At 60.4% G+C, this 23,250-nt stretch carries 19 protein-coding genes and 1 pseudogene; 10 read left to right on the top strand and 10 right to left on the bottom strand.

Annotated elements, in window-relative coordinates:
• The first annotated feature begins 36 nt into the window (after positions 1-36).
• Together ACQ4WS_RS00100 and ACQ4WS_RS00095 are read left to right on the top strand one after the other, a co-directional pair.
• A complete protein-coding gene (locus ACQ4WS_RS00100) occupies positions 37-1,089 on the top strand; it encodes an NAD(P)-dependent alcohol dehydrogenase (RefSeq protein ID WP_436472562.1) in 1,053 nt (350 codons plus the stop codon).
• Positions 1,090-1,833: 744 nt separating this feature from the next.
• The gene (locus ACQ4WS_RS00095) at positions 1,834-2,136 is read left to right on the top strand and encodes an HNH endonuclease (RefSeq protein WP_436472560.1); all 303 of its coding nucleotides are present in this window, start codon (positions 1,834-1,836) and stop codon (positions 2,134-2,136) included.
• A 371-nt stretch (positions 2,137-2,507) separates the two neighbouring features.
• On the opposite strand, the gene ACQ4WS_RS00090 is transcribed toward ACQ4WS_RS00095, so the two are convergent.
• Positions 2,508-4,133 carry a response regulator gene (locus tag ACQ4WS_RS00090; protein ID WP_436472558.1) on the bottom strand — a complete coding sequence of 542 codons (1,626 nt, stop codon included), beginning with the start codon at positions 4,131-4,133 and terminating at the stop codon, positions 2,508-2,510.
• 348 nt (positions 4,134-4,481) lie between these two features.
• Here ACQ4WS_RS00090 and ACQ4WS_RS00085 point away from each other — a divergent pair, with 348 nt between their 5' ends.
• Both ACQ4WS_RS00085 and purL read left to right on the top strand, forming a co-directional pair.
• Positions 4,482-5,546: a GGDEF domain-containing protein gene (locus tag ACQ4WS_RS00085; RefSeq protein ID WP_436472556.1), complete on the top strand. Its 1,065-nt coding sequence runs from the start codon at positions 4,482-4,484 to the stop codon at positions 5,544-5,546.
• 193 nt (positions 5,547-5,739) lie between these two features.
• Positions 5,740-9,777: a phosphoribosylformylglycinamidine synthase gene (gene purL, locus ACQ4WS_RS00080; protein WP_436472554.1), complete on the top strand. Its 4,038-nt coding sequence runs from the start codon at positions 5,740-5,742 to the stop codon at positions 9,775-9,777.
• Positions 9,778-9,930: 153 nt separating this feature from the next.
• Here purL and ACQ4WS_RS00075 read toward each other — a convergent pair whose 3' ends face one another.
• Together ACQ4WS_RS00075 and ACQ4WS_RS00070 are read right to left on the bottom strand one after the other, a co-directional pair.
• Positions 9,931-10,959, bottom strand: coding sequence for a toll/interleukin-1 receptor domain-containing protein (locus ACQ4WS_RS00075; protein ID WP_436472552.1), 1,029 nt, complete (start codon positions 10,957-10,959; stop codon positions 9,931-9,933).
• Between the two features lie 48 nt (positions 10,960-11,007).
• Positions 11,008-11,818, bottom strand: a pseudogene (locus ACQ4WS_RS00070) (lipid II flippase Amj family protein).
• A gap of 323 nt (positions 11,819-12,141) precedes the next feature.
• Between ACQ4WS_RS00070 and ACQ4WS_RS00065 the strand changes: the two are divergent.
• The gene (locus ACQ4WS_RS00065) at positions 12,142-12,597 is read left to right on the top strand and encodes a tellurite resistance TerB family protein (protein WP_070218685.1); all 456 of its coding nucleotides are present in this window, start codon (positions 12,142-12,144) and stop codon (positions 12,595-12,597) included.
• A gap of 26 nt (positions 12,598-12,623) precedes the next feature.
• Here ACQ4WS_RS00065 and ACQ4WS_RS00060 read toward each other — a convergent pair whose 3' ends face one another.
• The 4 genes from ACQ4WS_RS00060 to ACQ4WS_RS00045 all read right to left on the bottom strand — a co-directional run bounded on the left by ACQ4WS_RS00060 (position 12,624) and on the right by ACQ4WS_RS00045 (position 15,017).
• On the bottom strand, positions 12,624-13,151 hold the full coding sequence (locus tag ACQ4WS_RS00060) for a hypothetical protein (protein ID WP_436472550.1): 528 nt from the start codon (positions 13,149-13,151) through the stop codon (positions 12,624-12,626).
• 63 nt (positions 13,152-13,214) lie between these two features.
• The gene (locus ACQ4WS_RS00055; RefSeq protein WP_436472548.1) at positions 13,215-13,607 is read right to left on the bottom strand and encodes a hypothetical protein; all 393 of its coding nucleotides are present in this window, start codon (positions 13,605-13,607) and stop codon (positions 13,215-13,217) included.
• Between the two features lie 33 nt (positions 13,608-13,640).
• Positions 13,641-14,090: a hypothetical protein gene (locus ACQ4WS_RS00050; RefSeq protein WP_436472546.1), complete on the bottom strand. Its 450-nt coding sequence runs from the start codon at positions 14,088-14,090 to the stop codon at positions 13,641-13,643.
• Positions 14,091-14,276: 186 nt separating this feature from the next.
• Complete coding sequence (locus tag ACQ4WS_RS00045) at positions 14,277-15,017, bottom strand: helix-turn-helix transcriptional regulator (RefSeq protein WP_436472544.1); 741 nt, start codon at positions 15,015-15,017, stop codon at positions 14,277-14,279.
• A gap of 277 nt (positions 15,018-15,294) precedes the next feature.
• Between ACQ4WS_RS00045 and ACQ4WS_RS00040 the strand changes: the two genes are divergently transcribed.
• From ACQ4WS_RS00040 to ACQ4WS_RS00020, 5 genes are read left to right on the top strand one after another with little or no spacing between them, the layout of a single operon-like run.
• Positions 15,295-15,978: a vWA domain-containing protein gene (locus ACQ4WS_RS00040; RefSeq protein ID WP_436472542.1), complete on the top strand. Its 684-nt coding sequence runs from the start codon at positions 15,295-15,297 to the stop codon at positions 15,976-15,978.
• Between the two features lie 14 nt (positions 15,979-15,992).
• On the top strand, positions 15,993-16,751 hold the full coding sequence (locus ACQ4WS_RS00035) for a PP2C family serine/threonine-protein phosphatase (RefSeq protein ID WP_436472540.1): 759 nt from the start codon (positions 15,993-15,995) through the stop codon (positions 16,749-16,751).
• Positions 16,748-19,090 (top strand): hypothetical protein, encoded by a 2,343-nt coding sequence (locus ACQ4WS_RS00030; RefSeq protein ID WP_436472538.1) that lies wholly within the window; start codon positions 16,748-16,750, stop codon positions 19,088-19,090. The genes ACQ4WS_RS00035 and ACQ4WS_RS00030 overlap by 4 nt, the downstream gene beginning before the upstream one ends.
• A 9-nt stretch (positions 19,091-19,099) precedes the next feature.
• Positions 19,100-20,446, top strand: coding sequence for a toxin-antitoxin system YwqK family antitoxin (locus tag ACQ4WS_RS00025; protein ID WP_436472536.1), 1,347 nt, complete (start codon positions 19,100-19,102; stop codon positions 20,444-20,446).
• A complete protein-coding gene (locus tag ACQ4WS_RS00020) occupies positions 20,431-21,804 on the top strand; it encodes a toxin-antitoxin system YwqK family antitoxin (RefSeq protein ID WP_436472534.1) in 1,374 nt (457 codons plus the stop codon). Before ACQ4WS_RS00025 ends, ACQ4WS_RS00020 begins: the two co-directional genes overlap by 16 nt.
• A 258-nt stretch (positions 21,805-22,062) precedes the next feature.
• On the opposite strand, the gene ACQ4WS_RS00015 is transcribed toward ACQ4WS_RS00020, so the two are convergent.
• The 3 genes from ACQ4WS_RS00015 to ACQ4WS_RS00005 all read right to left on the bottom strand — a co-directional run.
• Positions 22,063-22,515 carry an HAD domain-containing protein gene (locus tag ACQ4WS_RS00015; RefSeq protein WP_436472532.1) on the bottom strand — a complete coding sequence of 151 codons (453 nt, stop codon included), beginning with the start codon at positions 22,513-22,515 and terminating at the stop codon, positions 22,063-22,065.
• 118 nt (positions 22,516-22,633) lie between these two features.
• Positions 22,634-23,056, bottom strand: a complete 423-nt coding sequence (locus ACQ4WS_RS00010; protein ID WP_436472530.1) for a hypothetical protein — start codon at positions 23,054-23,056, stop codon at positions 22,634-22,636.
• Positions 23,029-23,250, bottom strand: a 222-nt coding sequence (locus tag ACQ4WS_RS00005) for a hypothetical protein (RefSeq protein WP_436472528.1), incomplete at its 5' end; no start/stop codon positions are given. The genes ACQ4WS_RS00005 and ACQ4WS_RS00010, both read right to left, overlap by 28 nt.

The following is a 23,250-nucleotide window of genomic DNA, read 5'->3' as shown; positions in this document are numbered from 1 at the left end:
GCCTCTCTCGTTCGCAATACCACCCAAGGAGTTTTCATGACCACCATCGCCAAAGGCTACGCCGTACTGGGCCCGACTTCCGCACTGCAACCGTTCACGTTCGAGCGCCGCGCGCCGCGCGAAGACGACGTAGCCATCTCGATCAAATACTGTGGCGTGTGCCATTCCGATATCCACCAGGCGCGCGACGAATGGGGCGGCGCCGCCTTCCCGATGGTGCCCGGTCATGAAATCGCCGGCGTCGTCACGGCCGTTGGCGCCAATGTCAGCAAGTTCAAGGTGGGCGACCACGTGGGCGTGGGCTGCTTCGTCGATTCCTGCACCACCTGCAAGACGCGCAACGTGGACCTGGAACAGTACATGCCAGGCCTGATCCAGACCTACAACGGCGTCGAAGCGGATGGCAAGACGGCCACCCAGGGCGGCTACTCGGACAGCATTGTCGTCAAGGAAGGCTATGTGCTGTCGATTCCCGACAACCTGCCGCTGGACGCCGCCGCGCCGCTGCTGTGCGCCGGCATCACTCTGTATTCGCCGCTGAACCACTGGAAGGCCGGCCCTGGCAAGCAAGTCGCCATCCTGGGCATGGGTGGCCTGGGCCACATGGGTGTCAAGATCGCCCACGCCATGGGCGCCGAAGTGACGGTGCTGAGCCAGACCCTGTCGAAGCGCGAAGATGGCCTGCGCCTGGGCGCCACGCATTACTACGCCACCAACGACGCGGAAACGTTCAGCAAACTGGCCGGCACGTTTGATTTGATCATCTGCACCGTGGGCGCGTCCATCGACTGGAATCAGTACATCAATCTGCTGAAAGTCGATGGCAACATGGTCATCGTTGGCATCCCGGAAGGCGCCGTGCCGCCCGTGAACGCCTTCGGCCTGGTGGGCGCGCGCCGCAGCCTGTCCGGCTCCATGATCGGTTCGATCAAGGAAACCCAGGAAATGCTGGACTTCTGCGGCAAGCACAATATTGTGTCTGACATCGAGATCATCCGCATCCAGGATATCAATGAAGCGTTTGAGCGCGTGGTCAAAAGCGATGTCAGATATCGCTTCGTCATCGACATGGCGTCGCTGGCTGAGTAATTTGACAAGGGGTCGGACCCGTCGGGTGCGACCCCAGCTTTTCCGGTGCTGAGCCCTGAGCATCATTGGGTACTCCGAGCGACGCACAAGGCTGGGGTCAGACCCATCCGTCACGGGCGCGGCCGCCGTGCCGGCCGTGGGCCTGACCTGGTACGAACACGGCCCGCAAGTGGGGCACGCCTTGATCCTGCGCCTGCTGGAACAGCAGCGCGCCCAGGGCCGCATCGCGCCCGATACCTCGTTGTCCAACCTGCCGCAAATTAATTCGACCTACCGACTCGAATGTTGCCGTGTACGCCCGCTTTCGCCCCAGACTGTGTGAAAACTCCAAATCTCAAAAACTTCGTGGGTAGGATAACCATTCCCGACACCGAGAAAACGGCGTAGCGCGCGTTTTGAGAGGGCGATTTTTGAAGGGCCAGAATTTTTCTGCGTTTTCACACAGCCTGGGCCGTAAGCAGTGTCATCATCATAAAGCGGAGTCTTGCGGGTTGACGGTCCAGAATGAACTGCCCGCAAGATGCAATACTCTACCCGAAATGACTAGTCGCCTCATTACTTGGAGCACACTAAAGTGTAGTGGCCAGCGCAAGCTTCTGCTTTGGCCAGACGCCAGCGGCCATGTTGCGCTGATCGTGATGGCAATTCCCTCACAGGTGCTCTGGACTCGCTCCGCCCCCGGGTCGCGTTGCGCCAGGGGCGAATGTTATAGTGGCGGAAATGTATACACTGAAAGAAACTACCATGAAAAACGACGCAACCGCTCGCCCGCAAACAAACCAGGCACCTGTCAGGCTCAGCAAAGGTGACTTCGTCATCGCACTGCGCAAGCTGCTGCAAGAAGCAGGAAATGCCGGCAAGACCAGTGTGGACGTACGCGCTGCGAACCTGCACACCGACGTTGGCATTTATCCGGCGCGCGGCCACTCAATGCCGACCTGTTGCACGGTGATGCATGAAGAGATGCAGCCGGGTGACGAGATACTGCTGACGCCACCCGGCGGCAAGGGACCGACGCTGCTGGTACGGTATAAATTGCCGCGTTGATGTAGGCGATGCAGTGGCAGCGAACCCATTGCCTGGCAAATCATGTTCTCTGCTACGTCAAGGCGCTGCGCGCAATCACGCCCCCAGCGTCGATAACTGATCGGGCAACGAGCGCAAGGAACTGCAGCGCGTGCTTGCGATGGCGGAGAAAGGCGAGTCCGAGAAGCCGGTCTGCACGCTCAGGGGGGAGAGTTAACCGAAGCCCGTGCGCATGCTGGATGCGCTTGCCGCCGTGCCGGCAATTGATCGAGGAGCTGATCGAGCTTGCTGACTACGCGAATGATCGGAAATGAGCTGTGCATTTTTGACGCCAACGCACGTCACGACGCCTCTGAAAACCGTAGCAGCAGGTTTGCAGTGCGTCGCTCAGATCAGGTAGCAATACCGTATTTGTGCTGCGTCGCCGCGTACTGCTGCTTGAGCGACTCCAGCTTCGGATGCCTGGGGTCGATCTTGCGGATCACCTGCATCTGGTGCTGTGCCTGTTCGGCCAGCGGGGCTTCCCAGCCCAGCATGTTGAGCTGGCGCAAAATGGCCTCGACGGAGGCAAACAGCACGGGCAGGTTGCCGGGCGTTTTGCGCAAGGCCTGGCGCAAAATGAATACCGCCCCCTTGAGTTCTCCGCTTTCCGACTTGCTGGCCGCATCCTGCATCAGTTCCTGGACCTGGTTGCTGATCTGTTGGCCCATGCCTTGCGCCAGGTCATGGCGTCCCGCCTTTTCAAATACGTCGACGGCTGCTTCCATCGTCACCTCGCTGTCCGCTTCGTTGACGAGTTTCATCATGACGTCCGACGCTGCCTGCTCCAGGTTGTTTTTCAGGCAGCTCTGCACCAGGCCCACCTTCAGCTGCGTCGACAGCCCCCGCGCCGTGTCCAGGGCGGCGGCGGCCAGTTGCAGTTCGCTGGCGGCGGCGATGTCGTTGCCCGACAATTCATGCAGCATGGCGGCCGAGATGGCGCGGCACGCTTCCACGTTGGCGCCGCCCCGCAGCGAGCGTTCCATGTCGCGCAGCACGCCGCTCGCCTGCGGCGCATCGCCTTTCTTGACCAGCGTCTTGACCAGGTTGACGTGGTCTTCCGGGTCCCGGAATTCGGAGTACTTCGCTTTCGTCACCACCTGCTTGTAGGCCCGTTCGGCCGCGCCGATGTCTCCCGTGTCATAGGCGATGCCGCCCAGGTGGCGCAAGCGGCGCACCATGTGCGGCGAAATGGCTACGGCGTCCTCGAGGATTTTCTTGGCCTGCAGCTGCTGGCCCATGGCTTCATGGTTTTGCGCCAGCAAGTCGTAGGCAGCCATGAAGCGGGGATAGGCCTCCACCAGTTCCAGCAGCGCATCCTGCGCCTCTTCGTGGCGCTGCTGTTCGAACAGGGTGCGCGCCAGTCCCAAATGAGCCCAGGCCATGGGGCGCGTGGCCAGCATGTCGGCGTACAGCTGCTCCGCTTCCTTCCATTCGTCGAGGGCGATGTGCAGTTCGGCGCGCAGGCGGGTGAAATCGGCCGCCAGGCGCGGGTGTTGCAGTTCGGCCGTGCGGCAGCTTTTCACGGCTTCGCGCAAGTCACCCTTGTCGATCAGCTGATACGTGGGCAGGAAAATGGCGCGCCGTTCGATGGCGCGCGCGATGCGTCCGCTCAGCACGTCGACGGTGAACGGTTTCAGGATGTAGTCGGACGGGATCAGTTCGGCCGCGCTGATCACCTTGCTGTGGATGGCTTCGGAGGTCAGCATGATGAAGATCGTCCACAGGCCGATCAGCTTGTGGTGGCGCAGGTCTTCCAGCAATTGCTGGCCGTCCTGACCGTCCGTGCCGCTACCAAGATCGTATTCGCACAGGATGATGTCGAACGGTTTCTTCGTCAGTAAGCGGATGGCCGTGCCGGAATTGACGGCATATTCCACCTTGGTGATGGCCGCCTGGTTCAGCATATTGTGCAGATTGCCCCGCATGCTGGGGTTCGGGTCGACGATCAGGACAGATAAGTCGCTAGTTTCTGGCATGGTTCAGCTCTCGTTCATCTGTTCGGTCATTTGCGGGAACTCTCTTATATGTCTCTGCCCGGCAACATTATTTCTTATCAGCATACTGCAAAGCTGGCTGGCACTGCCAGCAAAATGCACGCAATCGGGCGCGCTGCGCGAGGGCAGGCGCGTCCGGCGTCGTCCAGCGTTGTATTTCATGACACAGGCTTCACTTGTGGCGGTGCCAGCACCTGTTTTTTCGTTTATTTAGTGACTAGCGTGATAGTATTTTATAAATGCAACAAGTGTTGCATACCGCGCCATGTCGCGGCCAGGCATGCGCAGGCTGTATGGGCGCCTTCTCACTCTCTGGTATTGATACCCGTCATGCGCTTACCTGATCTGTCTACCCTGCGACGCATTGCCGTTCCGCTGGCATTTGGCGGCAACAGCGAACAGCAGCATACCTATTTTGCGGAACTGCACCGTGTCGGCATGGTTACGCAGCTGCTGGGCATCATCGCTTACAGCATGACCTGGCTGCTGATGCCCGAGCCCTATCATCCGAATCTGGTGCACGCCTTGCTGGCGCTGCTGGGCATGCTGGCCAGCCTGGTGGTGCGCTACCGCTGCACCACCTTGCCCGTGCTGACCATTACCGGCGCCTGCGCTGTGCTGACCTTGACCTTCGGCCTGCGCACCATGGCCGACGCCGTCCTGCACGCCAGTTTCTGGGTCTTGCCCGTGGGTGTCTTCATGACCCTGGCGATCGCCTCCATCTTCAATGGCGGCCTCAGCTACCTGGCCGTGGTGGCGGGCGTGTGGTGGAATGTGGGCCACGGCCTGTACCCGGTGAACGCGGGCTTGCCAGACCAATCCTGGGCGCCCTTGATGATCGCCGTCAGCGTCCTGTTCGGGCTGGCGCTGAATGTCAGCTTCAGCTTATTGCGTTTGCGCAACTACCACGCCAAAGTGGAGTTGACGCGGCTGGCCTTCCAGGACGGCCTGACGGGCCTCAACAACCGCCGCATGTTCACGCAGCGCGCCCAGCAGATGCATGGCGCGGCCCACGGCGGCATGCTGTATTTCCTGATGATCGATATCGACGATTTCAAGGTCATCAACGACCAGCAGGGGCACGATGCGGGCGACGAGGTGCTGGTGCGCACGGCCGCCATCATCGCCGACAAGGCGCAAGGCCATTTGTGCGGGCGCCTGGGCGGCGAGGAATTCGGCGTCGTCTACGCGGGGGATAGCGAGGCTGTGCGCGACTTCGCCGGCGCCCTGGTCGAGGCCGTCAGGCAGGCTTTCCATGCGGCGCAGTTCGTGTCGATCAGCGTGGGTGTGGCTGAGCTGGACCGGGGCAAGGAACTGGGTCACAGCTACCGGCTGGCAGACGAGGCGCTGTACCTGGCCAAGCGCCAGGGCAAGAACCGCTACGTGATCGCCTGAGGTACGGCTGAGGGTGTTGTTGTCGTGTCAAAAATGGCCGCTGTGCGGGGCAAAAGGGTGGCAAAGCCCCAAGTTGCGGTCATAAGGCAGGGGTAAAACGGGTATAATGCGCGCAAAGGAAATTTGCCGTACGAAAGATATTGTCATACCTACCTTTAACCCGCAGCCACGCTGCATCAACCACCTTCCAATCATGTTGATACTGCCGGGTTCCAATGCCCTGTCCCAATTCCGTAGCCACCGTCTGTTAAGCCAACTGCAAGCCGTTTCGCCTGCGATTGTTGCCGTACAAGCACGCTATGTCCATTTCATCGATGCCAGCGCGCCTCTCACCAACGACGATAGCACGCGCCTTGGCGCCTTGCTGACGTACGGCGAGCCAGCCCACGCTGACAATACGGAAGGCGCTGCCGAAGAATTCTTCGTCATCCCCCGTTTCGGCACGATTTCGCCGTGGGCTTCGAAAGCCACCGACATTGCGCACAACTGCGGCATGGCGCACATCAAGCGCGTCGAACGCGGCATCGCTTTCCGCATCAACCTGAAATCGGGCATCCTGGGCAGCGCCATTGGCGCCGGCAAATTGACGGACGAGCAGGTGCAAGCTGTGGCCGACCTGCTGCATGACCGCATGACGGAATCCGTGCTGCGCAGCGCCGACGACGCCAAGGACTTGTTCCGCACCCTGGAAGCGCGTCCACTGGAATCGATCGACTTGCTGGGGCAGGGCAAGCGTGCCCTGGAAACGGCGAACACGGAACTGGGCCTGGCGATGTCGGAAGACGAAATCGACTACCTGGACGCCGCCTTCACCAAGGCCGGCCGCAACCCGACGGACGTGGAACTGATGATGTTCGCGCAGGCGAACAGCGAGCATTGCCGCCACAAGATCTTCAACGCCGACTGGACCATCGACGGCGTAGCGCAGCCCAAGTCGCTGTTCGGCATGATCAAGAACACGCATGAACTGCAGCCGAAGGGCACCGTCGTCGCCTACAGCGACAACTCCTCGATCATGGAAGGCGCGACCGTGTCGCGCTTCTACCCGCGCGGTGCAAACCACGAATACGCGGCATCGACGGAACTGACGCACACCCTGATGAAGGTGGAAACGCATAACCACCCGACGGCGATTTCTCCGTTCCCTGGCGCCTCCACGGGCGCGGGCGGCGAGATCCGCGACGAAGGCGCAACCGGTCGCGGGGCTAAGCCTAAGGCTGGCCTGACCGGTTTCACGGTATCGAACCTGTCGTTGCCGGACGCCGTGCGCAGCTGGGAAACGGCCGCTTCCGTGACGGCGCCATTGGCCTCGCGTACTGATGCAGATCAGTATGGCAAGCCGGAACGCATCGCTTCGCCCCTGCAAATCATGATCGAAGGCCCACTGGGCGGCGCCGCGTTCTCGAACGAATTCGGCCGTCCGGTACTGGGCGGCTATTTCCGTACGTATGAACAGAACGTGGGTACAGACAAAGACGCCGTATTCGGTTACCACAAGCCGATCATGATCGCGGGCGGCATCGGCAATATCTCGGCGCAGCACACGCACAAGAACGACATCCCCGTCGGCAGCCTGCTGGTGCAGCTGGGTGGCCCGGGCATGCGCATCGGCATGGGCGGCAGCGCCGCCTCGTCGATGACCACCGGCAGCAACACGGCCGACCTGGACTTCGATTCCGTCCAGCGCGGCAATCCGGAAATGGAACGCCGCGCCCAGGAAGTCATCAACGCTTGCTGGCAAATGGGCGCCGACAATCCGATCATTTCCATCCACGACGTGGGGGCGGGCGGTTTGTCGAACGCTTTCCCGGAAATCACCAACGACGCCAAGCGCGGCGCGATTTTCGACCTGCGCAAGATCCCGCTGGAAGAATCGGGCATGGCGCCGAAGGAAATCTGGAGCAATGAGTCGCAGGAACGCTACGTCCTGGCCATCGCGCCGGAAAGCCTGCCCCTGTTCAAAGCCATGTGCGAACGCGAACGCTGTCTGTTCGCCGCCGTGGGCGTGGCCACCGAAGAGCGTCAACTGAAACTGATCGACCCGGAACTGGGCAACGAGCCAGTCGACATGCCGATGGACGTCTTGCTGGGCAAGCCGCCGAAGATGCAGCGCGACGTGGTCCACGTGGCCAACGATTTCCCGGCGATTGACCTGACGGGCATGGACCTGGTTGATGTAGCGCAAAAAGTGCTGCTGCTGCCGACCGTGGCCGACAAATCCTTCCTGATCACCATCGGCGACCGCAGCGTGGGCGGCATGACCGTGCGCGACCAGATGGTGGGACCATGGCAAGTGCCGGTGGCCGATTGCGCCGTCACCACCATGAGCTTTGAAGGCTACCTGGGCGAAGCGATGGCCATGGGCGAACGCACGCCGCTGGCCGTCATCGACGCCGCCGCCTCGGGCCGCATGGCCGTGGGCGAAGCCGTCACCAATATCGCCGCCGCAGCGATTGCCGACATCTCCGACATCAAGCTGTCCGCCAACTGGATGGCCGCCTGCGGCCAGCCTGGCCAGGACGCAGCCCTGTACGACACGGTAAAAGCCGTCGGCATGGACCTGTGCCCGGCGCTGGGCATCAGCATCCCCGTCGGCAAGGATTCGCTGTCGATGCGCACGACGTGGAAAGACGACAGCACGGGCGCGGCCAAATCCGTCACGTCGCCGGTGTCCTTGATCGTGTCCTCGTTCGCGCCAGTCAGCGACGTGCGCAAGTCGCTCACGCCGCAGCTGAAGACGGACAAGGGCGACACCTCGCTGATCTTGATCGACCTGGGCCGCGGCAAGAACCGCCTGGGCGCTTCGGCCCTGGCGCAAGTCATGGGCCAGTTGGGCAATGAGACGCCGGACGTGGACAGCGCGGAAGACCTGAAAGGCTTCTTCGCCGCCATTCAAAAGCTGAACAGCGACGACAAGCTGCTGGCCTACCATGACCGTTCGGACGGCGGCCTGTACGCCACCCTGACGGAAATGGCCTTCGCCGGCCACACGGGCATGTCCGTCAACTTGGACATGCTGACCATGGAAGGCGAGCACTCCAGCGACTGGGGCGACGCCAAGAACTGGACGGGCCAGGTAGCGGAACGCCGCAATGAACTGACCCTGCGCGCCCTGTTCAGCGAAGAGCTGGGCGCCGTGATCCAGGTGCGCGCGGAAGAAAAGTCGCTCGTCATGGACGTGCTGCGCACCTTCAACCTGGGCGCCTGCAGCCATATCATCGGCAAATTGAACGACCGCGACGTCATCGAATTCACGCGCGACGCCAAGCTGATTTACACCCAGCCGCGCGCGGATCTGCACCGCCTGTGGAGCGAAACGAGCTGGCGCATCGCCCGCCTGCGCGACAATCCGGCCTGCGCGGACGCCGAATACGACCGCCTGCTGGACGTGCAAGACCCGGGCATGTCGCCGATCGTCACCTTCGACCAGAACGACAACATCGCCGCGCCATTCATCGCCACCGGCGTGCGTCCGCGCGTCGCCATCCTGCGCGAGCAGGGCGTCAACTCGCACATCGAGACAGCGTACGTGATGCACCAGGCAGGCTTTACGGCTGTCGACGTACACATGAGCGACCTGATTGCAGGCCGCGTGAAGCTGGACGACTTCCAGGGCGTCATCGCCGTGGGCGGCTTCTCGTACGGCGACGTTCTGGGTGCGGGCGAAGGCTGGGCGAAAACGATTCTGTTCAACGCCAGCCTGGCGGAACAGTTCGCGCGCTTCTTCAACCGCACGGACAGCTTCGGTCTCGGTATCTGCAACGGCTGCCAGATGATGAGCAACCTGAAATCCATCATCCCCGGCGCCCACGCCTGGCCTAAATTCACGCGCAACAAGTCGGAGAAATTCGAAGGTCGCTTTGCCATGGTCGAAGTGATGGATTCCCCATCGATCTTCTTCAACGGCATGGCCGGCACGCAAGCCGGCATCGCCATCGCTCACGGCGAAGGCTACGCCGACTTCTCGCAAACGGGCGACATCACCCAGGTCACCAAAGCCATGCGCTTCGTCGACAACAAGGGCGCCGCCACGGAAGCGTACCCGTACAACCCGAACGGCTCGCCGGAAGGCATTACCTCCGTCACCACGCCAGACGGCCGCTTCACGGTGCTGATGCCGCATGCGGAACGCGTGTTCCGCAGCGTTCAACAGTCCTACCACCCTGAAGCGTGGGGCGAGGATTCGCCTTGGATGCGCATGTTCAGGAATGCGCGGAAGTTTGTGGGGTAATTTGCTATTTGCGGCGCAGCGTCTTGGTTCAAGACGCTGCTGCTGGGGTAGGAATGAGAAAGCCGCTGTCGGGAGACAGCGGCTTTCTATTTTCCATAATTCAATGATTTAAATATTTTTATTGAGTAACATAATTTTTATTGTATTGCACGTTCAAAAATTATCTCTTTCAATTAATGCGCGTAAAAAATATGGAAGTTCTCTGCCCATCATCCATATATCCTTGTCTGGGGAATAGATATCTCTCATCATTGGATTTTCAAAGGTAAAACTTACTAACTGAGAGAATTTTTCTATTGTTCTTTCTTTTTTCTCTCTTGATAGAGTTAAACTACGAAGACTTTTTAAGGTTTCCATTCCAGAATCGTAAAGCCAGGGGAAATCTTCTTTTAATAAACTTATTGCAATCTGAAATCCAGTGAATTTATCCAGGAACGTATGGCTGTTGTTTAATAATTCCTCAAAGAACATCGGATGAAATCTGCGATTTTTCCTCATTCTACGTGGTTCTCCATCAAAATCCATTCGCTTTGCCACTTTGTCTACAGCTATTTTTATGGACTCGACTTCTTTAGTGAATTCCCCATCGGGATTTCTTAAGAGTTTTTGATTGCTTCTTGTTAAATCCAATATTTCTTCTAGTATTTTCCCTGTCGTATCAATGATTTCTTCTTTTTCTTCATTGAATGACGACTCAATATTAATTTTGTGCAGCGAATTAAGTTGTTCTTCAAGTGTTGGGTACCATACTGAGAATGCTTTTTCTAGCCGTTCTTCGCTTAAGCTTTCAGCAGCGCACGCTCTGTTTAATGATGATATTAACTTCCTAATATCTTCTTTTTCGAAAATTGTCGACTGGAATTGCAGAATTGGGCCGCTAACTTCTGACCGTTTTATGTCGAATAAGAAAGGGCTAACAGATGCCTTTTCCATTGTTTTTGATAGCGCCCCTGCTTCAAATGTTAGCCACGGAGCATGAACATTTTCTTTTGTTACGCATAATATCCCAAAGCTGGAATCCTCTAATTCTTGAGCAATGTCCGTGCTCCACCTTGCTCCCTTGTCAATGTCCTCAGAAGACACATAAGGGACAATGGACTGAATGACTGATGGTAACCAATCTCTAAAAATTATGGCAGTCTTATGGCTTGTTATGCCTGACCAGCTAAGAAAAACCTTCATGTTTGCCTTTAAATTTCTTTAATAAAATTGTATTTCAGAAAATTGCGTTTACAACTTATTGGCCACCCCCACAATCACCACCGCCGACGGCACCAGCAAAAACTGCGCAATCAGCGTCCCAGCCAATCTGCTCCCCACGAGCCACACCACCGCACGCCGGAATTGCGATTCTTCGATCTTTCCCTCGATGACGTCATCCGTCATGCCTGACATGTGCGGGTCGATGAAGACGGCCATCATGATGGTGGCGCCGCCGTTGATGATCGATGAAAGCGTGCTGGAGGTGACGCGCACGCTGGGGTCCAGCACGCCCGCGTACAGGGCGGCGGTGTAAGGTGGATAAAGATGCGCCCACCGTCCACAGGGCCGTGGCGATGACGATGGAGACGGAGACGCCGGATTTTTCGCGCAGGCCCGTGACGTTGGCGGGCTTGGGCAGGCTGGCGGAGGTCTTCAGGTAGGACAAGCCGCCTTTGAAGACGGCGTGCAACAGCAGTTTGGGCACGGAGCGGTGCACCTGGAAGTGTTCGACGGCGCGGCAAAAGGCGCGCTGGAACGTGGGGATCAGTATCGCGCCGAGGATGGTCGCCAGGCTGGCGGAGAATAGCAGCCAGCGGAAGTCTATCAATAGCGTGCTGGCGGCAACATGCTGGTCGATGCCTGTTTCCACCCGCTTGGCGAGGAATGGTCCCAGGAAAGAGTTCGAAGTGCGTGACAGCAGCATCAAAATGCTGAACAGTGCCAGCGACACGGCGATGCGCCGCGTGCGGATGCCGGCGATGCGCACGGAATAGGCGAGGGTGCCGATGATGTGGATGATGAACGTCAGTGCGCAAATCAACAGCAATTGCTTGTCCATCACAACCTTGCAGTAAAGAAAATGTCATTCCATGCTGCCATGAAGTTACTTATTTTTCAACTGCAAAGAAGATGATTTTTATGTGATTGGGGTTTTACGGTGTTTTGTGCGGGTTTGCGTAGAGTTGGCTGAATTTCACCCCAAGGCAGAAACTGGGGTCAGACCCGACGGGTCTGACCCCGGCTTTTGCCTGTGGGTGAGATAAATACCGCCAGTGAGCGTATGGCGTAGTTCATTGCTTGTATTTCAAGCTTGCACCCTCAACTACCGCACATGGCGGCGTGTCTTGCCGCACTGATGAATGACCAACCCGGAGAACCACCATGAGTTTCGATTCCTTTTTGTCCAAACTGAAGTCCAAAGCAAGTGAACTGAAAACCGAAGCACTGAAGTACAAGAACAAGGATTTCCTGAACGCCGCGATGGCGGGCTCGGCCTTGATCGCCATGGCCGATGGCAGCGTCAGTGCGGAAGAGAAGCAGAAGATGGTGAAGTTTATTGAAAGCAATGACGCGCTGTCCGTGTTTACCACCACGGACGTAATCAAGGCTTTCCAGGACTATGTCGGTCAGCTGGAATTCGACAAGGATATCGGCGAAGCCAAGGCGTATCAGGCGCTGGGCAAGATGAAGTCGAATGTGGAGGCGTCGCGCCTGCTGGTGCGCATGATTATCGCCGTTGCTTCGTCGGACGGCAATTTCGATGCCAACGAGCAGCGCGTGGCCAGCAAGATCGCGCGCGAGCTGGGCTTGACTCCTGCGGAGTTCGAGTTGCAATAAAGCCGGGCCAGCCGGCCCCGGCTGGCTTAACTCTTGTCCCACCACGGCGGCGTGCCCGACGACCAGGGGCACGCCATCTCCACTTCGCTGATCCTGTAGCGTATCTCGATCACCTGGCCATGGTGAAACGGACCGCGTCGCCAGTTGCCGGAATCAAAGACGTAGCCTTTTCCCTTGATGCAGAGGTCGGTCGGATTGTTGCCGATGGGGCCGGTAGAGTGCAGGGTGACGCGTACTTCGCCATTGGCGTCCAGCGGGGCGTCGCCGCCCATGAAGAGTACATCCGAGCCGATGTCGCAGACACGGGTGCTGCCGATCTTGCTGCAATCCTTGATATACGTTTCCTGGCGCGCCTGGGCCAGGTAATCGTCATGCCGCATGGGCTTGCCATCGTCATAGGTAAAGCGCAAGATGACTTGCGTGGGCTCGCTGGCAGGATGGCGCGTGGTGCTGGTGCAGGCGGCGCTGACCAGGGCCAGCAGGGGCCAGGCCAGCAGGCGCAGACCGCCGCGCAGCAGCGTTGAGATCGGGTTGTTGCGGGATGGATGCTGCATGTGGCGTTGCCATTTGTGTCATGAACGGGGCGCCGATCATAGCATGCGAAGGCAGAGGTTTCGCTAGGAAGCGCCGCGATTCAATTCCTGTAACACTTTCTTGCACAACACCCCATAGCCCACGCCAGTACCCCGTTTGTGTGCGGCCAGGTCGACGCCGGCGCTGATGTCGTCCCACGCCACGCTGCCGGGCAAGGGGCGCAAGTTGTCGTCCAGATCCATCTCGAAATGGATGAAGTGGCCGTCGGCGCTCAGCAGCTTGCCGACCACGGCGGGCATGTCGGGCCAGGCCAGTTGCAGCTCAAACATGAGGGCCGTGCCCAGCGCCACGCCATGGCTGGCGGCGCACTGGCGCAAGGCGTCGGGCAAGGGGCGGGCGCGCCACCAGGCCGCCGTCTGCTTGATGGCGGCCAGGGTCAGCGCGTTTTGCTGTTGCACAGAATACTGTTTGCTCATGGCTGCCACCCATGTCGAATGCGGCTAGCAGCCTCAGCGCGATGCCAGGCCCATGCTTTGCACGTGGGCGGGCACGATCTCGCCGCTGGCCAGTTTTTCGGCCGGCACCCGCATCAGCACTTCGCCGCCCACGCTGCCATCGTCGCGCAAGTCGATGCGCATGGCCAGTTGCCGGTCGAGCGCCACGAAGCTGTCGCGGCCGGTGGCGATGATGCGGTGTTCTTCCTGGTCATCGATGCGCGCATACATGATGGCGCCGATGCTGCTGGTATTGCGCAGGTAGAGCACTTGCCCGTTCGACAGCTCATAGCCGCCGCGGAACGGGGCAAACGTCTCCGCATTCATGAAATGCCTGTGTGCCGGCAGTTCTATCGTGTGCAGGCGTCCGCCGGGAATGGTGACGGTCTGGCTCTCCGGGAGCGTTTGCGCATTTGCCAGCAGGGCGCAGACGCCCAGGGTGCCGGCCAAGATCCATGTTTTCATTTTCCAGCCCATCCTCGAAGTGTGGTGCCGCCCGCTGCCAGCGCGGCGATGTTGATGTGGGTGCCAGGGAAACCGAGCCGGCTGGTCCGCAAGCGCTGCTGTCACACTGGCAAGGTGCGGCCTACCGGTCTTGCCAGTGTAGGCAGGCAATATGCACCGCGCATCATCCGATCGGATGACACGGCCTCATGCATCAAGTACGGCCAGGTGCGCCGTGGCGCCGTGGATCAGGGCGATCAGCTCGCCCTGGCGCCGCGTATCCGTCTTCAAATAGGTGTGGTGCAGATGGGTTTTGACGGTGTTGACGCTGATGCCGCCCTGCGCCGCGATTTCCTCGATGGTGGCCCCTTGCGCCAGCGCCTTGCCCACTTGCGCCTCGGCTTGCGTCAAGTCAAACAGCTGGCGCAGGGCAGGAACGGAGGTACACGTTTGTGTCGGGTCGCGCGCGATCAGCAGTGCGCATGGGGGCTGGCAATCGGCAAGCGCGGTGACGCTCAGGGCCAGCGCCGCTTGCTGCTTGCGCGCCAGACGCAGCGACTGGCATTGCTGTGCGCCGCCGGCGCTGGCGCTGGCGATAATCAGGCGCACGGCGCGCGCCAGGGCGGGCGGCACGGAGGGTTCCAGTTGCGCCGCATGCAAGGCGTGGCCGGCGGGGGTGGCGAAACGCAGTCCGAGGTTGGCGTCGAGCATCAGCACGGCGGCGCCCATGGCGTCGAGCGCCGCCAGCGCGCAGTGGCTGGCCAGTTGCGCTTCGCGCAGGCGCTGCTGCAGGCACAGTGCGCGTTGCAGATGCGGCAAGAGTTCCTGCCATTGCTGGCCGCTCAGGCCCGCGCTGTCGAGCTGCGGCCAGTCGCCTGCGCCGCAGGCTGAGTCGTACATGGCGCCGATCAGTTTGCCCACATCCGCCGTTGCCGTACCTGTGTCCATGCGTGCCCCCAATCCTGATGACATCAGTGTGCCGCCGGCGTGCAGGTGCGGAACTGGGTAAGGGCGGTGTTGCGCAGCGAAGCACTCCACCTTTGTGAGGAAGGGACTGGTCGCTGCCATCTGTCCTGGGCCACTATCAAGATAGTACAAAGATATCGGTGCTGCAATGGTGCGCGCAAATCTGCCTGGATAGTGTTCTGTAGGAAACTCGCGCGGCTAAAACACGTCCATGATGTAAGATTCGCACTATGTTCGATTTCACATTTACCGATTGCCCATGAGTTCAATAATGATTCCCGATGTCGCCCTGGTCGACAATACCGAACAACGCACGCCGCTGGTGCTGGTGCTGGACTGCTCCGGCAGCATGGATGGTGAACCCGTCTCGCTGCTCAACGAAGGCCTGGCCTTGCTGGAACAGGAACTCAAGTCCGACGTGATCGCTGCCAAGCGCGTGCGCATCCTGGTGATTCAATATGGCGCCCACGATGAAGCCGTGGTCGCCAGCAACTGGTGCGACGCCATGGATTTCACGGCGCCCCACCTGGAAGCGAACGGCACCACGCCGACCGGTGCGGCCGTCGAACTGGCCCTGGCCGAAATCGAGCAGGAAAAGCAGCGCTTCCGCCAGGCAGGCGTGGCCTACACGCGGCCGTGGCTGTTTTTGATGTCGGACGGCGAACCGACGGACCGCTGGCAGCACGGCGCCGAACAGGCGCGCGCGGGCGAGCAGGCGAATAAAGTGGCGATTTTCCCCATCGCCGTGGGCGACCACGCGAATATTGATACCTTGGGACAGTTTTCCAGCCGTGGCGAGCGCGGCGTGAAGCAGCTGAAAGGCTTGCAGTTCCGCGAACTGTTCCTGTGGCTGAGCGCCAGCATGCAGGTGGTGTCGCAATCGCGTCCCGGCGCGCAGGCGCAGCTGGCCTCGACGGACGGCTGGTCTGTCGTGAATACGTGAAAGCCCGCTGATCCATGGCGACAGTAGACAAGCATTGGCGCGTGTTTGGCGCGTCCGTCACGGGCAAGGCGCACCTGGATAAAGATATCCCATGCCAGGATGCGCACGCGCACGCCGTCGTGGGCGACGTTTTGGTGGCCATCGTCTGCGATGGCGCCGGTTCGGCGCGGTTGAGCGAGCAGGGCGCGCAGTTTGTTGCTACGCACACCGTGCAGGCGCTGGCTGGACGGCTGGAGCAGGGTGCCAGCGTGCAGGATTTACATGATGGCGCGCTGGCAGGCACCCTGGCGCAAATCCGCGCCGCGCTGGACGACATCGCCCGCGCCGCCAACGCCACGCTCGACGACTATGCCAGCACCGTGGTGGGCGTGGTCATGGGACAAGATACCGGCTTCTTCTTTCACCTGGGCGACGGCCTGGGCGTGGCGCAGCTGGGCGATGGAGGCGAACTGATCTCGCTACCCGCCAACGGCGAATACGCGAACGAAACCTACTTTATCAGCGGCGAGCGCTGGCGCGAACAGCTGCGCCTGTTGCCGATTCCCCAGTCCGTGCGCGGCGTCGTGCTGATGTCGGACGGCTGCATGCCCTTTGCCATGAGCAAGAACAATGCGGCCCTGTACGCGCCCTTCATGGATGCCGTGCAAGGCTATCTGCGCACGGTCGACAGCGTCGAGCTGGGCAACGAAGCGCTGGCGTCCACCCTGGCCGACCCGCGCACGCACCAGATCACGGGCGACGACAAGACCCTGCTGCTGGCCTTGCGCGCATGAGCCAGAAGCAGGGTGTGACACCGGGCCTGAGTCCGGGTGGAAAAATTTGGCTGGATAAAGTCCGTAGTTTGATCCTGGGCAAACTCGTCAAGAGCGGCGGCGCGGGCAGCGTGTATCTGTTGCCCGGCGCGCCCGCGCAGGTGGCCAAGCTGTACCACCCGCACCTGGACCGGGCCGCCAACCGGCGCAAGCTCGAAGCGATGCTGGAATTGTCGCCCGAGCTGCCCGATCAATTGGAAAACGGCAAGCGCTACGTGCAGATCGCCTGGCCGCAAGCGGCCGTGTTCGACGGCCAGGGCGGCTTTGCCGGTTTCGTCATGCCCTTGCTGGACATGGCGCAGACGGCCGAGCTGGAACAGATTATGCAGGAGCGCCAGGCGCGCGCGGCCGGCTTGCCCACGGGGCTCGGTCCCAAGCTGACGCTGGCTGCCAACCTGGCCGCCGTCATCGATGCGCTGCACCAGCAGCAGCATTACGTGGTCGATTTAAAGCCCGTGAACCTGCGCTTTTACCGCGATTCGCTGTACATCGCCATGCTCGATTGCGACGGTTTCAGCATCCAGGGCCATGCCGAGCGCTTTCCTGCCGAGCAATTCACAGCCGACTACCTTGCGCCGGAATTCCAGCGCAAGGGCATGCCGGCGGGCACGGAAATGGCGCAAGACCGCTTTGCGCTGGCCGTCGTCATCTTCCAGTTGCTCAACTTCGGCATCCACCCGTACAGCGGGCGGCCCGGCAATGCGCAAGTGGCGACCGATATTCCCGGGCGCATCCGCGACGGCTGCTATGCGTATGGAATAAAACGCCACAAGCAGCTGGCGCCGAACGCCACCAGCGGCCACGCGCTGATGCCGCCCGAATTGCGCGCCATGTTCGACCGCGCGTTTTCCCAGTCGCCAAATCCCCAGCGGCCGTCGGCGGCCGACTGGGCACAGTTGCTGCGCGGCTATGCACAGCGCAGCGGCGGCAAGTTGACCGTTTGCGCCGTGAATCCCGAACACCAGCATTTTGCGGGCCAGGGCTGCGCGGCCTGCGCGCGCGACAAGGTCATCGTCGCGGCCGGGCAGGCGTCCGTGCAGGCGCAGCAGCAGATACTGGCGCAGTCTCAGCCTCAGCCGCCGCAGCGCAGTACGCGCCGCACGGCGCCGGGGCAGGCGCCCGCCGCCATTCCAGTGGCGGGCAACACTGGCGGCGGCATCACGGGCAAGGGCTGGGCCGTGGTGGTGGTGCTGATCGTGCTGTTCCTGATCGGCTTTACGGCCTGGACCTCGTCGCCCGATGAAACCAAGGCCAAGGCCAGCTTGCAGGCGCAAGCCGAGCAGGCGGCTGGCCTGGAAGTGTTTCGCTGGCGCACGCGCAAGGCGGCCGGTTTCCAGCCGTCGGACGCGCGCAAGGCCGTGCGCAGCCTGTCGCAAGCGATCAGCAAGGGCGACGATGACGCCGTGACGCGCCGCTTGCAGTTGTTGTACCGTTCCGGCCAGGAAAAGCCGTCCGGCTACGGCGGCGACAGCACACAAGCGCAACTGCGCGCCTCGTTGCTGGAGGGCCTGGGCTGGGTGCCCGGCTATGAGCCGGGGCTGGTCGCGACCTATCTTGACCTGCTGCAAGCGAACCCGCGCGACCATCTGGTGGCGGCGGCCATGGGCCGCATGCATCTGAGCCTGAACGAACCGCAGGCGGCGCGCCAGTACTTCGAGCAAGCCGTGTGGGCGCACCCAACGGATGGCACGGCCTGGCTGGGCATCGCGGCCGCGGCGCAGCTGCGCGGCGGCGACGAGGGCGATGCCGTCAACCTGGTGGCGCTGGCGCAACTGACGGCTTACCGCTACGCCGTGGAGCATGCCTTGCCGGCCGAGCCGGGTCAGCCGGCCGACAATGGCGTCGCGCGCATGACGCAGCGCATGGATATGAACGCCAAGGTGCTGCGTCTGGCGCAGCCGGGCGCTTACCAGAAACGCTGGGAGAAGGTGCTGGCCGATGGTGCGCTGCTGGCAGCCAGGCTGAAGGCCTTGCCGCCCTTGCGGGACCAGGTCGGCAGTGTACAGCGCGAGACGATGACGACGGTTGCGTATGGCGTGCTGGACGAAAAGCACGCAAGGGGTGAAAACCGCCTGACCCTGACCATCGCGGCCGACGGCACCCTGACCTATGCGGCGGCCGAGTTGCCGATGGAGCCGATGCTTAACAAGGTGCTGCTCGATAGCGTCAAGCGCTGGACCTACTTGCCGGCCGTGCAGCACGGTCAATTGCGGGATGCCGAGGTGGTGGTGCTGGTGCGCTACCGCGATGGCCGGGTCAGCTTCGTGCCGGGCGGTGTGGCCGTCACGGCGGAAAATTAAAGGAATAGCATGAAAATCAAGATCTTATGCGCGCTATTGGGCGCTTGCTTGTTGTGCCCCAGCCTGGCGCAGGCGGAAATCGTGCAGCGCCAGGTGCTGGCAAGCATGGCCAGCGAGAAGGATAGCGAGGGCGGCGATGTGTTTACTATTGCGGGCACGACGGCTTGCGGCGGCAAGCAGATACGCATGGATGCCCACTCGGTCAGGCTGGACGAGGCACCGTACGAGGCGCTGAAAGCCGATCTGGCCCGGCACATCCGCGCCAGGACGCCCATGCTCGTCGGCCTGAAAAAATGCCCGGAGGATGGGAGCGTGCCCATCGTGCGGCAGATCGCCGTCTGTACACCCACCAGCTGCACCGATGGCCGGGCGCGGCTGTACCTGCACGAACGTTTCTTTCCCATCGAGCAGGAAAAGGCACCGAATGTACTGCTGTTGCCCTTGCCAAAAGGCAAGCTGCCGGGCACGTGGAAGGTTGACGTTTACAGCGTGGCGGGCCACAAGCTGCGCCTGTCCGGCCATGTCAACAAGGCCGATTATGTATTCCGTGAACTGGTGGGCGGTTATGTCTCGTATTACCCGAATGGCAAGATCAAAGAACGGGTAGCGCAGGATGGGCAGGGCCAGCAGCACGGCATCAGCAGTGAGTACTTTCCCGATGGCACCCTGGAGTTGCGCGGCGACTGGCGCCATGGCTTGCCCGAGGGAGAACACCAGCGCTATCACGCGACGGGCAAGCTGAGCGAGGCGACGGTCTACCGCGACGGCAAGCAAGTCGACGGGCCCGTGCAGACCTTCGACGAGAATGGCAAGCTGAGCACCAGCTACACTATGCGCGACGAGCGCATCGAAGGCGAAATGTTTACGTATTTCTCTGATGGGAAAATCTCCAGCCGCTCGGAAGTAAAGCAGGGCAAATCCAATGGCTTGACGACGAGTTACTATCCCGATGGCGCCGTGCGCAGCACCATTTCGAAAGTCAATAAGATACCCACGGGCGAGGCGCTGGGGTTCTATCCTGACGGCAAGGTGCAAAGCCGCCAGCAGTATGGCGACAAGGGCGTGCTGCTGAGCGTCCAGCGCTACAGCCCCCGGGGCGTGCTGGTGTTGGAACGAAAATGGGACCAGCAACTGCGCGAGCAGGGCACGTCGCGCTCCTGGTACGAAAGCGGCAAGCCCGAGCATTCCATCGACTACGTGAACGACGAGCGCGATGGTTGGCGCCGCAGTTGGCGCGAGGATGGCAGCTTGCAAATCGAATGCCAGTATGTAGCCGGCAAGGCCCAGGGCGACTGCGGCGAAGCGCCGCCAGCGCGGGAGCTGTTGCGCAGGGAGCAGGCATGGCGCGCACTTTGAAACATTTGTTTGGCGCCATGCTGCTGTTGCCGGCGCTGGCCAGCGCCGAGATTGAGCAGCGGCAAGTAGTCACCGCGATCAAGGCGACGCCCGACGGCGATGTGCTGGCCCTCGCCAGCGACAGCGGCTGCGGCGGCAGGCAGGTGCTGATGAATGCCGTTTCCGTGCGCCTGGATAAGGATCAGTATGTCGCCATGAAGCATCAATTGGCTCCCTTGATCCGCAACAAGACGCCCTTGTTGATGCGTATCACATTCTGTCCCGCGCCAGGCAAGGTGGGAGGCGAAGCGGGAGCGCTCGCCATGCCCGAAGTTGGCAAGCTGGGCCGCTGCGAGCCGCAGGCCTGTGCCGACGGCAAGCCGCGTTTGTACCTGAATCACAATCTGTCGAGCGGCGAAGTCAAGGAACATGCGCGCTATGCGCTGGTCCTGCCGCTGCCGCCAGGCAAGACGCCAGGCACCTGGCAAGTTGAGGTTTATCATGTGCGCGAAGGCGAGCCGAAGCGTCTGACGGGCCAGGTCAACGATCGCGATTACCTGCGCGGCAAGCTGGTGGGCAACTACAGCATGTATTACCCGCATGGACAGCTGGAAATGCAGGTTGAGCAAGATGGGCGAGGCGTGCAGCAGGGGACGCAGACCCGCTATTACCCTGACGGCAAGATGTCCATACGCGGCACGTGGCGCAACGGCGTGCAGGAGGGGGAAGAGCAGACCTATCACCAGAATGGCAAGCTGATCGAGTCGCGCACCTACCGCAACGGCGCCCGTGCCGATGGCCTGGTGGAAACGTTCGACAAGGATGGCAAGCTGCGCACGCGCATGACGCGGGTCAAGGGCCAGACGGAGGGCGAATTGCTGCTGTTCTATCCGGACGGCACAGTAGAAAGCCGCAGCCTGTATGTGAACGGCATCCAGACGGGGCCGAGCACCAGTTATTTCCCGGATGGCAAGGTGCATCGCACAGGCAACTATGTCGACGGCAAGCCTGCCGGCGAAAGCGTCGAGTATTATCCGGACGGCAAGGTCGCCAGCAAGCGCACGCACAGCGGCCACTATGTCATGCGCAGCGAACAGCGCTTCAGCCGGGCCGGCGTATTGATCGTGCACAAGCAGTGGAACGCAGACGGGCGCGAGGAGGGCGCGCTGCGTTCCTGGTATGCCGATGGCAAGCCCCGGCAACTGATCGAATACGTGGATGGCGAGCGCCAGGGCTGGACGCGGCACTGGCGTGCGGACGGTAGTGTGGAAAGCGAATGCCGCTATGTTGCCGACGTGGCGCAGGGGGAATGTACCGGCGAGTCAGCCAAGTTTTCTTACACGGAAGATGGCATCGAGTTTGACAAGCCGGAACCCTGAACAGGGAAAGTCACTGCCGTCCGATCACTGGTGCGTGACTAGCCTTTTGCGAGGCATGTACAGGTACTGGAGTGACACTGGATGGCGCCCAGAGCTCGTCCGGCCGCAGCACCGTGGTCGTGGCGGCATTTCGCATATAAATACCGTTGGCTGCCTGGACTGATCCGTAGCGCATGGCTGTTTGTGCCGAGCAGGACCTTTTGTGGGCGGCAGCTTTCGCCCCAAAGCAGACGGTGGTCCACATGCATCGTTTGAATTTCACTTTGAAATACCCAACCAGATTGGGATCATTGCAGTGTCATGATCAGTGAGTCCGCTGACCCCATCGACAAGATACAAATTTGGACAGGTTGAATCGAAATATTCTTCTATGTCGTCCAAAATTATGTAAGGTTCGTCGGTAACTTCGTTTTCAACCAACCACGACTCAATCTCTCGTTGACGGATACCGGGTACATAGTCAGTCGTACTTTCCATGATTGGAGTAACGCCTATGAAACGATTAGAGAAGTGCTCACCTCCATGACCTTTCAATAGTTCTACCAATTGTGCCAAAGAAAATTGCTCACGCCAGGTTGATGTGATGACTACTGAAATCTCAGGAATTTTTTCCAAGATTGTCCATAGTGACGGAGTCGCTGAAAAATGACTGCTGGTCGACGTCATCGGAAATGGATGGAGTACACCATCAAAGTCTAAGAAAAGTATCATTCTGTGGTCACTAAGTTGAAAGGCAGACTGTCTGCTTCTGGCCGGTTGCCGCTGTTGGCGGGGTCCGCCCCAAAGCAGACATAGATCTGACGCATTCGACATATGACACCGCAGCCGATTAAACGTCGTGATAAACAACGCCGTATGTGTCGAACATCGCTCCAGCTAGCTCGACCATACTTAAGCCGCTGCGCTCCCAAAACATCAGAAAGTATTCCAACTTGTCGTAAGGAGCTTCAGCGTCCATGCCGTGCAGCGCACAAATCGTGGTTCTGACACGCAACACCTCAGGGTCATTCGACATATCGCGTCCTCGGATGGTCTCCCAAAGCCTCTCCCGGACAGCCAAGGCCTCGCTATCCGTTGCCGCGCCCTCAAGATATCGTTTAGCAGCCAAAACAGAAGATTGCGCGGTAACGGGTAGACATTCGATCACCCGAGCCAGGGCGTTAACCATAAAGCGTTGAGCATCATCGTGCTCTGCCGGATCATCCAGATCAACGGTGGATGAAATTACATCAAAAGGATCACGGTAAGACATGCTGACTTTCTGAGTAAAGCTTGATTGGTCAATTGCCGACTGTCCGCTTCTGGCCGAACGCGGCCGTCGGCCCCTAGGGAAGCGCTGATCAATTCGGTTTTCTGGCGAGGTTGGCGCGCCAAATGGGCGACCGATGAGCCGTTCAAGCCCATTTTTCGTTCAAGTTGACGCGATGCTTCGCGTCTTTCTGCAAT

The sequence above is a fragment of the Janthinobacterium leeuwenhoeki genome, assembly GCF_051380795.1.
Taxonomy (GTDB): Bacteria; Pseudomonadota; Gammaproteobacteria; order Burkholderiales; family Burkholderiaceae_D; genus Janthinobacterium.
The sequence above is the reverse complement of the archived record's forward strand: the minus strand, read 5'-3'. Positions and strand labels throughout refer to the sequence as shown.